Raw genomic sequence first — 15,213 nt, forward strand, 5'->3', positions numbered from 1 at the left:
ATGAGTACGATGAAGGAACAGTTTTACGCGGGAATCAATGAGGACACAAATGGTGGTCTAACGCATCTCGGCCGTATGGTCATTGATGCCTGGGTTTTTGGCATTTTGCCAGAATCAGAAATGTGTGCAGGCTGGAGTCATTCGCAAATGCAGAATTTGTATGAAAAAGTTCATGCCGCATGGGAGCCTTATGCTCATCTACCTAGTCGCTTACCAGCCGATTTACAGCAACGGCATGCAAGGCTTTATGCACAAATTATCGATATTGCGAAAAATAAGGGGTGGAATGCAGAATTGGATGAGGATGACTGAGCGCTTGTAAAAAAGGAGTTTTTACAAGCGCTCAACACATGTATGTGGTGAGCATCTTGTCATTAACTCTGGGCTGCAGGGAATTTAATCACTCGCGCTGGCGTTTTTGGTATCTGCTTATCGGCGAGTAATCGTAATGCTTTTGGAAATTCCTTCTGAAGCCTTAGCATAATATCTGCTTGGTTCTCTCCATAATAAACTGCTTCATATGCAACTGGCTCACTGAGTCTTGTCCGTTCTTGCGGTTGGAAATTTTGCCATGCAATGTCAATCCAGCACTTACGTTCGCCATCGATAAAAATGAATTCTTCTTTATCCAGGATAGCCAAGTACTGGATAGACCGGATGGGTACAAATAGATAATTATCAGCACAACGGGAAAGTAACTGGCGCGCCAGGTTATAAGTGCTAGCAGGAAGAAAATGAGGTTCCCGTTTGATCTCAGGGTCGCGATAACAAGTGATCTCCATTTAGTAATTCTCCTTCTATAATTTTCGAGATTTTAAAAAAACCTTTAACTCATGCGCGCCACACGCTTGAATAAACCACCTTCCAACCGTAGTGATTGGAAAACAATCCGTTCCCTCTTGCCTTATTTATGGGAATTCAAAGGCAGAGTCATTGCTGCCTTAATATTACTGCTCCTGGCTAAACTTGCCAATGTCAGTGTGCCCTTAGTGCTCAAAGAAATTATTGATGCGCTTGATCAGCCGAAAGCCCTGGTGGTATTGCCTGCATTTCTCTTGATCGCTTATGGTATTTTACGCTTCTGCAGCACAGTATTTGGTGAGCTGCGCGATGCGGTATTTGCCAAAGTCACCCAACGCGCAATCCGGCGCGTGGCCATCCAGGTTTTTGGTCATTTACACTCATTATCGTTACGATTTCATCTGGCAAGACAAACTGGCGGAGTATCGCGTGATATCGAGCGTGGTTCACGCGGGATATCATTCTTACTGAACTTCATGCTGTTCAATATTCTACCAACTCTGCTGGAAATTGGATTGGTTATGCTAATTCTAATTAACCAATATGATATCTGGTTTTTCATCATTACATTGATCACGCTGCTTGCCTATATTGCCCTGACACTCATCATCACCGAGTGGCGCATGATTTTCCGCCGTACCATGAACGACATGGATTCCAAGGCCAATACCCGCGCGATAGACAGTTTATTAAATTATGAAACAGTTAAATATTTTGGAAATGAAGCATGGGAAACAAGACGATATGATGAACATCTGCAGCAATGGGAAAAAGCGGCTGTTCGCAATCAAACCTCTCTGGCAGCACTTAATACCGGGCAAAGCGCCATTATTGCCATCGGTATCACCTTACTGATACTACTGGCAGCAGACAAGGTCGTCATGGGAGAGATGTCTTTGGGTGATCTGGTGCTGGTTAATACTTTCCTGCTCCAGCTTTATATGCCCTTACATTTCCTGGGCTTCGTTTATCGTGAAATCAAGCACTCACTGGCAGACATGGAAAAAATGTTCAACTTACTGGATGAGCATCAAGAAATAGCAGATCAATCAGAAGCCATTAAACTCCTGACAGATAGTGCGAGTATTACTTTTGAGCATGTGAACTTCAGTTATGAAACTAATCGCCAAATTTTATTTGATGTCAATTTCACCATTCCTGCTGGAAATATCGTTGCAGCGGTAGGACATAGCGGTTCAGGCAAATCGACGCTAGCACGTTTACTTTTCCGCTTTTATGATGTCACTGACGGCAAGATACGTATCAACGACCATGACATACGCGAGGTCACACAAGAAAGCCTCAGAGCATTGATTGGCATCGTGCCGCAGGATACCGTATTGTTTAACGACAGCATCTATTACAACATTGCCTATGGGCGACCCGATGCCACGCATGAAGAAATCCTTGCCGCGGCTAAATCAGCGCATATTCATGATTTTATTGAAAGTCTGCCTGACAAATATGAAACGCAAGTGGGAGAGAGAGGACTTAAACTCTCTGGTGGCGAAAAACAGCGTATTGCCATTGCGCGCGCAATTCTTAAGAAACCAGCGATTCTTATTTTTGATGAAGCAACCTCAGCGCTAGATTCAAAAACCGAGAAAAATATACAAAAAGCATTGAAGCAATTAGCCAAGAATCGTACTACGCTCGTAATTGCGCATCGTCTTTCCACTATTATTGATGCTGATCAGATTTTAGTCATGGACAAAGGTCACATAGTTGAGCGTGGAACCCATCAGCAGCTTCTTGCGATAAATGGTATTTATGCACATATGTGGGAACTTCAGCAGCAAGAAGAACTTGTGCTACCGCACGAGCAGAAAGATAAATAACTCGTTTATCTGATATAAGAATAGAAACCAAAAATCACTTCTCGCTTTAGCCCACCCTTAATTAATGCTTCCATCATCTGTAAATTTCTCAAAATATTTTTTGATGACAATCGTACTGGGTATTTTATCTTTCTAGTTGAGAACAATGTAATTAACAATGCCATGTATTGCCATTGCAATCAATAACCCTTCAAATATACCTAATTGAAAAACCAAGAACGCGCAGAGCAACGCAAGAATTAAAGCATATTGACCATGATGAGCTATATACATACGATTTGCAATCATTTTTCCCACCGGTAAAGATCATAATGATCGCCAGTGAGAACTTTGGCAAATATTCTAAATAAATAAGGTAATCCCCCGGTATAGCCGGGGGATTACCTTATTTATTTAATTCTTTTTCCATTTGATATTTCACACAGGATAATTATCAAGTAATATTGTTGAAAGATAGCTAACCACAAAAGAAGGTAAGAGCATGTTTAAAAAATTAAGAAGTATGTTAAGATTTTTAGGCAGTGATTCTAAGCTAGACAGTGATTCTAAGACAGGTTTAATAAAACAAAGAAATAATATTACTCTTATGACACAATTCAAGACATTAGGTAACTTTAATTTAGGAATGGGGAAGATCGGTCCGGGTAATCGGGTTGATATTGATCAAAAAATATTAAATGAGATGTATGAACGTGTTGCAACGGGTGAATTCAATATTTCAGTAAATGGTAATTTACCAGAAATCTGTGTAGATGGCCGCACAGATAAAAATGGCAGCCGTAAAAGAGCTCCATCTGCTGCAGGCGGTACACTTAGCATGGTTTATGGGGTTGATCTTGGAGATTCTGAGTCCTTTGGTAAAAAAACAGAACTAGAACTTACTGCTGAGGTAATGGACATCCTTAAGAATAAGAAGCAACCAACGGGCGTTCATGGCGATGATCACAGTAATTGTGGTTGTGGAGCGTGCGCAAAAGCTCCCGATATCTATCATCATATCGTTAAGCAAATCGATTCTATTGCGGCTTTTACCAGTAATTATGGTATTTCTATCAGTGATACCGAGAAAGCATACGTCACTGAGAAAGCCACGAAACGCCTGAATCAGTCAGGTTTTTTTGCTGAAGATCGTTCTGCAGTTCTCCAAACTGCACAAAGCCATGGTGCTGATTACGAAGAACTAGTTGACGCTCATAATGAGCTTGGTATCGCACTAAACACAAAAGCTGGCACAACTGTTGATCGAGCCGCAATTCGTCGTATATTTGGTCAACAATATGATTTATTTGTTGTCGACGCATGGACATTTGACAATGCTGCTCGGGAACTCAAGCCGGAATACAACAATCACGATATTGCACGAATTTCTAAAGCGATTGCAATACAAAATGTTGCAACAGCTTCAGTCTTGGGGCATTCTTCTTTACCCATAATTCCAATTAAGTAGGAATTATGTGAATTACTCCATTAATTAGAAATCAGCAAAATAAACAATCGCCGCCGCAAGCGGCGATATCAGATTTGAGGAAGCTCGTATCCTTATATAACTTCTATCATTTCTACTCCACTGTATCATCATAAACACAGCAAAGATTTCTTATTTGATCAACAAATCGAGTACTACAGCAAAATCAATTTGTAGATATAATTCAATTCCTATGTATATATTCGCAGAGGATAGTATTTTACGTTTTAAGATATTAAGAGTAAATCCAAGAGGAATTGAAATTATAAAATTCTTCTACTTATCCTTAAGCACATGAGTCTTTTATTTATAATCTTATATCTTTTATAGTTACTACCCTTTCGTCTAAAGAACGAGAGATTTATTGTTTTCCCTTTAGGAGACTTTAAATTATTTCTAACTTAGATATGTAATTTCTAGTTACTGATTAGTTTAGAAAGAAATTCACATCCATTACATTCCATACGGTGTGACTCATCTGACTCAGTATGCAGGTCAATATCTCGACTATTGTTTACGTTGGCTCACGAGACCTGGGATCAGATCAAAGCAATGATCGCTAATATTCGTAAAGATCTTGAATAAATTCTGGCAAATGCGCCTCGGTTACCAAAAGTGGAACGAAGGTCTACCTTGGTACGCTATATCATCAACAAAATTATCACTACCAGATCAGAAAATCTCCCAGTTCCCGATTCGCCAACCTTTCACTTGGTTTTCAGTCCGAGTTACAGGAGGAGCCAGTGCTAAAATAGGAATTTAGGCAAATAGGAACTCCCCACCTTCCTAGGTGGGGAAATTAATCTAATTGACACTACAAAGTAATGTCATAAAATCTTTGAATGTTAGTATTTTTTAGCTAATTGTAGCCAAAGTTAACCATCCATGAAAGGTTAACATTCCAATAAGAATTATAGACATAACTAAAGAATTAGAATTAATTTTGGATTGCTTCTTTTTCATAATAACTTCCTTTTTTAATTAAGAATTCATAAATTTAAATTATTAAAAATTATTAAAAATATAATAAAAATAATACTTTATATTATATATTCACAATTTGTTTATATAATATTTATATATTCCTAACAAATTTTTCACAATTTTTTCACAAATTTTTATTTTTGTAAATATTTAATTATCTTTATTGAAATTAAAAATGAAAATTTTAGATCTTAGGAAGTTAAGCATTTATTAAAGTACGCTAACTTACTGAAATCAATATTAAAAATAGATTCTATTTTTGTTTTTAAATTTTTAAAAATTGCATTCGACAATTGCCTGTCAGCAACATGTCGGAAAAGGCGGGTTAATTCATGATCCTAGATTCCTCAGTTGGAATTTAGAATGAAAATAGCTGTAATCTAATACTATCAACGGTTCATAGCCAAAAATGTTAACTGCTCCTCAGTTACAGTAAACAAGCTGAGAGCAAGGTGTGGCAACACTTTCAGCAGATTTTGATTATTTCACTAAAATCTTATCTGATTGGTAATGCCATGGATCTTTCAAAGAACCTTAATCAATAGGGTTCTTGAGCGATTTAGGAGTCTTCAACTGAGGAATTTAGGATGATGGATTTGCACGGCTGTTTTGGGATTTTCTTTGCGCCAAGGAGCATGCTGTCACAACATATCGACTGCTTGATCATTTAAACAACTGAGCAGTTGCACCAGACCGTAACTCAGCATAGTAATATGCACTGCTCCCGAACCCAGCGATGTAAGGTTCGGAGTATATTGCCACGCGTCTCTCATACTCCAAGTTTGCTTCAGATGATTGAATATGGATTCAATCGACCAATGCTGTCTATAATTTTCAACCGCTTGCTCCACTGTCAATGTGACATATCAAAACAAGACAAGACAAGACAAGACAATTATGATTATGATAGAAGGCATGGCATATTCATTGGATTTTCGCCGTAAGGTTCTGTCAGTTTGGAAGAAAGAAGGACTTGCAATAGCAGAGGTAACGACCCGATTTGATGTTGCTGTGGCAAAGCGCAAGATCGATCTCTAGGGGCGCAAGGATGTTCTTGATTACCCCGATGATGCTTACCAGTACGAACAAGCAAAGCGTCTGGGCGTTACGCAAAATGTGATTTTCCTGTCCTCAGGAAATTGCGCGTGACCTATAAAAAAACACTGCGGCACCCTAGGGCGAACGAAGGCGCACAGCTTCCCTTCCAGGAGAAAATCAAGGCGCATGAAACAGTCGGCCACACGATTGTTTACATTGATGAAAGTGGATTTGCCCATAATGTACCGCGCGCGCATGGATATGCTCACATGGAGCAAAGATACTACGGCGTTCTGGACTGGCATGCCAAAGAGCGGACAAAGTGATCAGTGCGCTGATCGGAGAGTTCTTTCATACCATCAGATTGTTCAGGACGTGCATCAATGCCGATGTTTTCTACGCGTGGAGTTTGCAAGACCTGTTGCCCAAACTTTCTCCGGCTTGCGTTATCGTGATGGACAATGCTGTTTTCCACAAGCGACAGGATATTCAGGATATCATCGCCAAAGCCGAGCACGTGCTCGAATATTTGCCCGCTTGCTCCCCGGACCTCAACCTCATAGAACACAAATGGGCTCAACCAAAAGCCCTGCGCAGAAAATTTCAATGCTCCATCGAGAACCTCTTCAATGAGAATATTTTTTGAATCATTCCTAACTGGTTGGGCTATAATACATCGTGGCAACCATTTTCGACAATTTACTCCACGTCAAAGTTCATGCTGAGCCTATGTGAGTGATACAAAAAGCGTTTGAAAAGTGCTGGAAAGCGTAACTGGTAAATACCCTTGATTCAAAGTATTCTCAGGGGATGTCGACTATCGAGATATAGCAGTAGATTTTGTAGTTAATGAACTAGGCCTGGTTTTGCAAATTTCGTAAAAAATTGAAGGATAATACGCTGTTTTGCCGAAGCAGTGGGAACAAAAAACCTAGTAAAGCAATCTAGATTATTATTAAATGATCTGAACAATAAACACAAATTCAAATATATCGATAAAGAAAGCGCCAATCAAAAAGTAGATACGGCGCTTTCTTCAATATCTTTTTTTATCTAGTAAGAAATCGTTGGCCCTTTAACCCAATCACAGTCAGAAATTAAGCAAATTCCACCTATTTCTTTCATTCTCCCAGATATAGTTTTAACTAATTTCTCGGCTTGATCTTCAGTGCAAGCAATAATTATTAGAATATTTTTTTCATGAAGAAATATTTCCTCCGATTGTCGCTTTCCACGACTTCCAAAACCTCCAACCTCCCTTAAATATGTGTAGCCTCGAATATCAAGTGATCTGCATATCTTTTGAATTTCATCAAAATCTTCGTCGTCAATAATTATTTCCACTCTTTTTAATGGTACTATGGCATCTCTTTCCAAAATCATAACTTCTCCTTTCATTTATAAATGAACAGCATCTGGAATTGATACTTACAATTAACTATATATTGCCATCCTTATATTACTTAATTAAACCGATCAATAATTATGAGCTAACCATTGAGCGCTCGCATAATATAAGGGTATACCAGCTAACACATTAAATGGAAAAGTTAATCCAAGAGACATGGTTAGATAAAAAGATGGATTAGCTTCGGGAACAGCCAAACGCATTGCAGGCGGAACTGCAATATAAGAACAACTAGCCGCTAGAACTGTCACTAGTGTGACACCACCGATTGAATATTGAAGCCAGAAATGCCCCATTAATATCCCTGCACTTGCTCCAATAAGAGGCATCACAATACCGAAAATTACCAAGAAAATTCCAACATCTTTAAATTCAGATATTCTTTTCCCTGCCTCCATGCCCATATCAAGCAAGAACAAGCACAATGCACCCATAAAAATTTTATCAAAGAATGGCTCAATTTTAGTCATATTTGGCTCATTGATTATCGAACCGATTGCCATGGATCCAAAAAGTAACAAAATACTACCATTGGTAAAGGATTCTATAACCAAATGCTTGAGCATTCCTTTTTGATCCCCATGACCTCCACCCCCAGCTACAGCGGTGCCTCCAATACCACCCTGCTGAGCTGCAAGAACACGCCTTGAATAGCCAGCTAATATTAGGCCAATAATAATAGCGGGAGATTCCATGATAGCTAACATAATCACGGGATAAGCTTCATATTCCACATTAATCCCATTTAAAAATGCTACGGCTGTCATATAGGTACCCGCACTTACCGAACCATAATGCGCTGCAATGGCCGCAGCATTCATTGGATCAATTCTTCCAATAAACCTCATAATGATGTAAGCAACAATTGGTAATCCAAAGCCTAATATTAACGCTGCCATAACGGCAGGAATGGCGCTACTCATCGATGTTTCGGTCAATGCTTTACCACCATGCAGACCAATTCCTACTAATAAGTAAATCACAATCATTTTGTGCATATCGGGCGGAAACTTCAAATCCGATTTGATAATGCACGCAAACATACCAAGCGCAAAAAATAATACTGCTGGGACTAAAATGCTGGATATTGACATAATAAATATCTACCTTTCATATTGTCATTATTAAATCTCAGAGATCATTTCGTAAATCTGAAAATCCTCCAAACCAAATAAAATCAAATTCTTTCTACAAGTGATATTTCTCCGCTGCTCCGCTGATTCTCCATTGAATCCAAAGCTGCTAATCTGAGACTTTAAATTCATCTTACCCATTCATCCCCCCCCATCCCAATATATCGTATTGATTTAACCTCTTTTTCTTTACAATCAAAAGATTGTAAATTGAGGGCTATCAAAAAATACCTCTCCTAAGTAGAGCTTCATAAATGAACCGAAAGCTGGCCTGAGGATTATGCAAAGACTAAGATCAGCTCCTGCTCATAACCAGAGTTGAATAATCAATTGCTAAAGACAAATTAACATAGGAAATGTGAATATTTTGTGAGATTCAAATTGATTATTTCATCAAATTGTGTGAGAGCATTCCAATAGCAGAACGGAGAAATAATTCAGGGGTATTTAAGCGACGGGCGATCTCCTGTGCAAAATAGAGGTACGGGGGATTTCCACTACTAACCAGTAGGCTGTCCGCATTTAGAACAGCGTCAAGGAGTCGTTCGTGTAACTGAACCTAAGTCACAGGGACCTTTGCTAGCCACAAAATCCAGTGTCAACTCCGTGCGATCTCGAACAACGAGTATTAAGAAAGCGATGCCGCAAGCGAAAGCTCGTATTGCGGTGCACACACTAGTTGCTACTGCAGTTTGGCGAACTATTTCAGATCCGATAGAGATCGTATGATCCACAATGCAGACATGTCGAACATTGCATCACTAGCGATAGAATAGTTTTATATGCCTGATCTTGATCGGCAAACTGCCCCAATTCCTTACAAAGCCTGGCACAATGCAGGTGAATCATGTGTTTGAATGATCTAATCAATCCCTCAAATTTTTTGACTTCCAAGATTTCATGCCGGCGACATATCGTTATGTCATGTTTGCTGAGACTGTAGATGGGATGTTGCGGGATGTTGTTTAGAGCTTGAGCGGCGCTACTAGATGAAATTTATGGAGATCGGAATCGACAAGGATCATGCTCGTTTTCTGGTGAAGCCGACTCCTGCATGTAGCGTAACGAAACTAGTAATGCTGATAAAAAGCATCACGGCGCGAGAGATATTTCGCTTGGGTCCTCATATGAAGAAACAGTTGTGGGGCGGAAAATTCTGGACAGATGGTTATTTCGCCAGCACAGTCAGCCACTATGGAGATGAAAATAAGTAAGGAACTATGTGAAAAACAAGGAGCAGAGTATCAACAAACTAGACGAAGACAAGCAATCAACCCTCTTCTGATACCCCATTGCTTGCGGCGGGGTTATTTATTTTAACTCCAGCAAGACTGGGGAACTACCTTAGTTATTTAAAATAGTGTGATTTTCAAATTTCTAACAAAGTTAGTAGATTTTTCATCGGCCTGCTAAACCATCAAGTAAATCAAGGAAAAGTGATATGGAAAACCGCGCCGTGTCCTGGAGAGCTCTCTACATCAATCTTCCAACCATAATAATCACAAATCCGTTTAACAATTACCAATCCAATTCCTAATCCCTGCGTTTTTTTAGACCCACGAAAAAAACGCTCATAGAGAAAGGGCATAAAAGCTGGTTCAATTCCAATACCTGAATCAGCGATGGATAAACGCTTATCGCTATAACTTATGCGAATAAACCCTTGCTCAGTATACTGAACAGCATTTCGTAGCATATTAACAAGCGATGTGTACAATGCCTGTCTGTTTAAGATTAATACTTCCCCCGATTTAATAGCTACATCCAGGAAAATATTTTTCTGATACATTTCTTCACAAAATGGTTCAACTGCATCAAAAACACACTCGGCAATTGCTACAGGTTCCATTGTTCCCAAAGCTTGCTCACGCGCCAAGAATAACAATGCTTGAACTTGCTCACCCATTCGATTTGATACTGCCTCGATATTTTTTATTCGAGCATAAGTTTTGCTGGATAAATTTTGCTCAGCAAGCAATAATTCACAACTGGTCAAAATTGTTGTAATGGGAGTACGAAGTTCATGACTGATGTTGGCCGTAAATTCCTGCTCACGCTGGAGCATTCGCATGATGCGATATTGATAATCTTCTAAGGTACGGGCAAGTTGAGCCACTTCTTCATCTTGGCCAGGCTGACTCAGTGATACGCAATGCAAATTATTCGTAACCAAGCTTTGTCCACTTTGATTAGCTGGTAACAAACGCTTTACTCGCTCCGCCAAATCGGTCACCTGCTTTACAAGCAAGCCCGCAAGCAAATACCCAATAAAGAAGGCAATCATGACAACGCCGATGAGCGATAAAATAACCAGCAACCTAAATTCGCGCTGCCGCTGCTCATGAAATCCAATTTTGTAAGCAACGAGAAATTTTGTTCCATCAACATATTTCACAAGAACACGTGTTTCTTCATCATGATAAAAAATCTTATGTAATCCATGATCAAGATCGCGCAAGTGGCGTGGTAATTCCGATTCTTCTTTACTGTTACGTATCACGTAACTTTTAAGACTGGATCCTACTTGCGGCGTAAAATTTGTAAGCTGACGAAAATGAAAAATTACATGATTCATTTCAGCCTCTATAATTTGCTGGATATGCGCTTCTTCAATGTCATCAGCAGCAAAATAGAGACTTATAGCGAGTGTACCAACAATGATGGTACTGAAAATTGCAAGGGCAAGCGTTACACGCAGACGAATGCCATATTTAATTTTTATCACTTGAAGTTAGACAGTAACCAAGACCATGAACAGTTTCAATCGGATCATATCCACCAGCTTTCAATAAAGCTCGTCTCAATACATGCATATGACTTCGCAATGTATCACTAGTTTCCAATTCTTCTTCCCAAGCTTCAAGTTCCAATTCTTTACGACTAAATACCCGTCCAGGCTCACTCATTAATAATGCAAGCAATCGAATACATTTTGGTGGCAGCTTAACTTCATTATTTACAAAACGAACCGTTAACGTCTTTGGATCGAAACTAAGATCACCAACACTCAGTTTTCTTACTGCGACTTTACCTTTGTACCGCTTATGCATTGCGATTAAACGTGCTTCTACTTCTTTTAGCGCAAAGGGTTTTATTATGTAATCATCAGCGCCACTTTCAAAACCTATTAATTTATCATCCAGCGTATCACGTGCAGTCAACATTAATATTGGAATATCAATCTGACATTCCTGGCGAAGCTTTCGACACAACGTCAAACCATCCAGATAAGGTAGCTTGAGATCAAGAAGAATAGCATCGAAAGGTTGCGTACTTGCCAGACGAAATCCAGTGGCGCCATCAAGCGCAGCATCGACACTATGACCCCGCGCTTCAAGAAAATCATAAAGATTTGCAGCTATTGCTTGATCATCTTCGATAATGAGGATACGCATAGACTGAAAATATTGGTTGTTTTAGGAAAAATGAACTAATCAGTATGATACTTCCGACTAAGTGTATGAACCGCATTAACAAGAGTCAATGTATTTTCGGGAGGAGTAAACTGAGAAATCCCATGGCCAAGATTAAACACATGCCCCGGACCATGACTATAACTTGCCAAAACTTTTTCAACTTCCGCCGTAATTGTATCCGATGAAGCAAATAATATTGCGGGATCAAGATTACCCTGCAATGCAACCTGATCATTAACGCGACGCCGTGCTTCACCAATATCTATCGTCCAATCAAGCCCAATTGCATCGCATTGACTACTGACCATTTTTTCCAACCACAATCCTCCACCCTTCGTGAAGATAATATTGGGGATGCGCGCACCTTCGTGTTCACGCCTCAATCCCGCAATAATTTGTGTCATATACTGTAAAGAAAATTCTAGATAAGCGGCATGCGATAACACTCCCCCCCATGTATCAAAAATCATGACAGCCTGCGCACCTGCCTCAATTTGCGCGTTGAGATAGGTTGTGACAGCCTGCGCATTTACATCAAGGATGTGATGTAATAAATCAGGACGCTGATACAACATAGTCTTGACTTGACGAAAATCGGTACCGCCACACCCTTCTATCATATAACATGCAAGTGTGAAAGGACTGCCGGAAAAACCAATGAGCGGAACCTGGTCATTTAATGCTTTGCGAATTTGTGAAACGGCGTCGATGACATAACGCAAATGCACATCTGGATCAGGCACAGCAAGAGAACGTATTTCCCATTCTTCACGCAAAGGACGTTCAAATCGTGGTCCCTCCCCTTCAGCAAAATATAACCCCAATCCCATTGCATCAGGTATGGTAAGGATGTCGGAAAATAAAATCGCAGCATCTAGAGGAAAACGTGCTAGTGGCTGCATGGTCACTTCTGTCGCAAAATCAGGATTCTTGCATAAGGATAGAAAATCGCCTGCACGAGCACGCGTTTGGTTATATTCAGGCAAATAACGTCCAGCCTGTCGCATGAGCCATACAGGCGTGTATTCAGTAGGTTGGCGTAGCAATGCTCGAATCAAAGTATCATTTCTTAGTTTTGTCATTGAATGATCTATCTTATTCTTAACGATAATAATGGTTAATAGGGAAAATTCAATTTTTAAGTAGAAATTTTTTTCAATTAATTTTTAATTCCCAAATTAACTGTGTATATTACCAGTGATTGGCTTTTGGTTTGTATGTTTGTATATTTCATATAAGAAATCCTAGAGAAATCACTGGGTAAATTCAATTTTCCCGCTGCCTCGTGTGGTAAGAATCAAGAAAACAAACTGCGTTTATTTAATCCCGGTGTGGGATATAAAGATTTTGATGTTTCTCAATTCATTCAGTAAAATACGTGGTGCCATAGTGTTATTGTTATGTTATGGCAATACTTTTTAAACCTTGCTTCACCGTAGATATGCAAATTAACGGGAAGTTTTACCCATAAGGATATTATGAGACATTACGAAATTGTTTTTATCGTCCACCCAGATCAAAGTGAGCAGGTACCTGCGATGATTAAACGCTACCGCGGGATTGTGACAGCCAGAGATGGAAAGATTCATCGTGTAGAAGACTGGGGGCGCCGTCAACTTGCCTATCTTATTCAGAAAGTTCACAAAGCGCATTATGTCCTAATGAATATTGAATGTAACCAAGAAACGCTGGATGAACTTGAACATTCTTTCAAATTCAATGATGCTGTGCTTCGACATCTTACAATCAAAATGAACCAGGCTGTCACCACCCCATCTATTATGATGCAAGAAGATAAAGCCAAATCATCGACGACTAGCGAGGACCCAGAGGATAATCCGGAGACCGTACAAAGCACAGAAATCGAGGTGGAGGATATATCTGAAAAAACCAGTGCTGAGGCCTAAAAACAGGTAAATTATTGAATTGTAATCAGACTGTCATTTGCGGAAAAATTGTAAGAATTGATCCGTTGCGTTATACCCCTGTGGGGAAAGCAGTTATAGAGTTCGAGATAAGCCATGCTTCAAAGCAGATCGAGGCAAGCATTCAGCGTCAGGTAGCTTGCGAGGTTTTTGCCGTAGCGTTAGCTGATATGGCTAAAAAAATTTGCGATATAGAAATCGGTAGCTTCGTTAAGCTAACCGGATTTCTTGCAAAAAGAAACAAAATCAGCTCTCAGTTAGCATTACATGTAACGCAGATCGATATCTTATAAATATTTAGACATTTTAGGAAACAGGAAAATCACGATGAGATTTACAAGAAATAGAGATAGTAATTTGAAAAATAAAGAAAAAATGGCGAACCGCCCTTTGTTTAAACGCAAAAAGTTTTGCCGCTTTACAGTAGAAGGTATCAAAACGATTGACTATAAAGACATCAACATATTAAAAGACTTTATTAGCGAGAATGGCAAAATCATCCCGGCTCGTATCACTGGAACCAAATCATATTATCAGCGTCAGTTGAATACAGCGATAGAGCGCGCACGTTTGCTTGCGCTGTTGCCCTACACTGATCGGCATTAAGAACTGAGGAGAAATATCATGCAAGTAATACTGATGGAGAAAATTGCAAGCCTCGGACAATTGGGCGACATAGTCAACGTTAAAAGAGGATATGCGCGCAATTATCTGATACCGCAAGGTAAGGCCAAGTGGGCCACTGAAAGTGCGATCGCAGATTTTAAAGCAAGACGCGCTGAGTTAGAGAAAAAACAGGCAGAAGCTATGGCAAATGCTCAGGCGTTAGCAGCAAAACTGGATGGATTGCTTGTACAAATAACTCAAAAAAGTGGAGTAGATGGTAAATTGTTTGGCTCAGTTACCAATGCAAATATCGCCGAGGCACTCAAGGAGCAAGGTTTCTCTATTGACAAATCGGTGATTCGTATGCCAGAAGGTCAGATCAAACAAGTAGGTGATTATCCACTTACCATCGCGTTGCATAGTGATGTATCGGCCCATATTACCGTATCAGTTTTAGGTGAAGCAACAACCTAACCCGAATATTTCACCCGGTCGACCTGGAACATGATGCAAAAACTGATGAACAAGGGCTTCCGGATGAATTTACTCAAATCCAATTTGTGCCATTGACCTTTACGAGCGCAGCGGGTGATTTGGGG

Annotated in this window: 16 protein-coding genes and 1 pseudogene; 11 read left to right on the top strand and 6 right to left on the bottom strand. The window is 39.8% G+C overall.

Annotated elements, in window-relative coordinates:
* The first annotated feature begins 9 nt into the window (after positions 1–9).
* Positions 10–312, top strand: a complete 303-nt coding sequence (locus BLV54_RS05050; protein WP_090568678.1) for a hypothetical protein — start codon at positions 10–12, stop codon at positions 310–312.
* A gap of 62 nt (positions 313–374) precedes the next feature.
* On the opposite strand, the gene BLV54_RS05055 is transcribed toward BLV54_RS05050, so the two are convergent.
* On the bottom strand, positions 375–782 hold the full coding sequence (locus BLV54_RS05055) for a hypothetical protein (protein WP_090568681.1): 408 nt from the start codon (positions 780–782) through the stop codon (positions 375–377).
* Positions 783–833: 51 nt separating this feature from the next.
* Between BLV54_RS05055 and BLV54_RS05060 the strand changes: the two genes are divergently transcribed.
* From BLV54_RS05060 to BLV54_RS05075, 5 genes are all read left to right on the top strand, one after another.
* Positions 834–2,639 carry an ABCB family ABC transporter ATP-binding protein/permease gene (locus BLV54_RS05060; RefSeq protein WP_090568684.1) on the top strand — a complete coding sequence of 602 codons (1,806 nt, stop codon included), beginning with the start codon at positions 834–836 and terminating at the stop codon, positions 2,637–2,639.
* Positions 2,640–3,120: 481 nt separating this feature from the next.
* Positions 3,121–4,086, top strand: a complete 966-nt coding sequence (locus tag BLV54_RS05065; protein ID WP_143032421.1) for a cadmium-containing carbonic anhydrase — start codon at positions 3,121–3,123, stop codon at positions 4,084–4,086.
* A 1,917-nt stretch (positions 4,087–6,003) separates the two neighbouring features.
* Entirely contained in the window at positions 6,004–6,126 is a 123-nt protein-coding gene (locus BLV54_RS16690; protein WP_256329143.1) for a hypothetical protein, read from the top strand.
* A 107-nt stretch (positions 6,127–6,233) separates the two neighbouring features.
* Positions 6,234–6,452: a hypothetical protein gene (locus BLV54_RS16385; protein WP_218132316.1), complete on the top strand. Its 219-nt coding sequence runs from the start codon at positions 6,234–6,236 to the stop codon at positions 6,450–6,452.
* The gene (locus BLV54_RS05075; protein ID WP_218132317.1) at positions 6,449–6,772 is read left to right on the top strand and encodes a transposase; all 324 of its coding nucleotides are present in this window, start codon (positions 6,449–6,451) and stop codon (positions 6,770–6,772) included. Before BLV54_RS16385 ends, BLV54_RS05075 begins: the two co-directional genes overlap by 4 nt.
* A 407-nt stretch (positions 6,773–7,179) precedes the next feature.
* Here BLV54_RS05075 and BLV54_RS05080 read toward each other — a convergent pair whose 3' ends face one another.
* Both BLV54_RS05080 and BLV54_RS05085 read right to left on the bottom strand, forming a co-directional pair.
* Positions 7,180–7,509 (bottom strand): DUF190 domain-containing protein, encoded by a 330-nt coding sequence (locus tag BLV54_RS05080; RefSeq protein WP_176969679.1) that lies wholly within the window; start codon positions 7,507–7,509, stop codon positions 7,180–7,182.
* Between the two features lie 93 nt (positions 7,510–7,602).
* A complete protein-coding gene (locus BLV54_RS05085) occupies positions 7,603–8,628 on the bottom strand; it encodes a sodium-dependent bicarbonate transport family permease (protein WP_090568696.1) in 1,026 nt (341 codons plus the stop codon).
* 939 nt (positions 8,629–9,567) lie between these two features.
* Here BLV54_RS05085 and tnpA point away from each other — a divergent pair.
* A pseudogene (gene tnpA, locus BLV54_RS05090) lies at positions 9,568–9,952 on the top strand (IS200/IS605 family transposase).
* Positions 9,953–10,093: 141 nt separating this feature from the next.
* On the opposite strand, the gene BLV54_RS05095 reads toward tnpA, so the two are convergent.
* Genes BLV54_RS05095 through hemE form a run of 3 tightly spaced genes read right to left on the bottom strand, consistent with a single transcriptional unit; the run spans position 10,094 to position 13,165 of the window.
* On the bottom strand, positions 10,094–11,392 hold the full coding sequence (locus BLV54_RS05095) for a sensor histidine kinase (protein ID WP_090568699.1): 1,299 nt from the start codon (positions 11,390–11,392) through the stop codon (positions 10,094–10,096).
* The gene (locus BLV54_RS05100) at positions 11,379–12,062 is read right to left on the bottom strand and encodes a response regulator transcription factor (protein ID WP_090568702.1); all 684 of its coding nucleotides are present in this window, start codon (positions 12,060–12,062) and stop codon (positions 11,379–11,381) included. The genes BLV54_RS05095 and BLV54_RS05100 overlap by 14 nt, the downstream gene beginning before the upstream one ends.
* 35 nt (positions 12,063–12,097) lie before the next feature.
* A complete protein-coding gene (gene hemE / locus BLV54_RS05105) occupies positions 12,098–13,165 on the bottom strand; it encodes a uroporphyrinogen decarboxylase (protein ID WP_090568705.1) in 1,068 nt (355 codons plus the stop codon).
* Between the two features lie 396 nt (positions 13,166–13,561).
* Between hemE and rpsF the strand changes: the two genes are divergently transcribed.
* The 4 genes from rpsF to rplI are packed head-to-tail and all read left to right on the top strand — an operon-like array spanning position 13,562 to position 15,088.
* The gene (gene rpsF / locus BLV54_RS05110; RefSeq protein ID WP_090568708.1) at positions 13,562–13,990 is read left to right on the top strand and encodes a 30S ribosomal protein S6; all 429 of its coding nucleotides are present in this window, start codon (positions 13,562–13,564) and stop codon (positions 13,988–13,990) included.
* A gap of 14 nt (positions 13,991–14,004) precedes the next feature.
* Positions 14,005–14,301, top strand: coding sequence for a primosomal replication protein N (gene priB, locus BLV54_RS05115; RefSeq protein WP_090568711.1), 297 nt, complete (start codon positions 14,005–14,007; stop codon positions 14,299–14,301).
* Between the two features lie 34 nt (positions 14,302–14,335).
* Positions 14,336–14,614 carry a 30S ribosomal protein S18 gene (rpsR, locus tag BLV54_RS05120; protein ID WP_090568714.1) on the top strand — a complete coding sequence of 93 codons (279 nt, stop codon included), beginning with the start codon at positions 14,336–14,338 and terminating at the stop codon, positions 14,612–14,614.
* 18 nt (positions 14,615–14,632) lie between these two features.
* Positions 14,633–15,088 (top strand): 50S ribosomal protein L9, encoded by a 456-nt coding sequence (gene rplI / locus BLV54_RS05125; RefSeq protein WP_090568717.1) that lies wholly within the window; start codon positions 14,633–14,635, stop codon positions 15,086–15,088.
* The last annotated feature ends 125 nt before the right edge of the window (positions 15,089–15,213 follow it).

The organism is Nitrosomonas sp. Nm33 (assembly GCF_900107265.1).
In the GTDB taxonomy this organism is placed as follows: Bacteria; Pseudomonadota; Gammaproteobacteria; order Burkholderiales; family Nitrosomonadaceae; genus Nitrosomonas.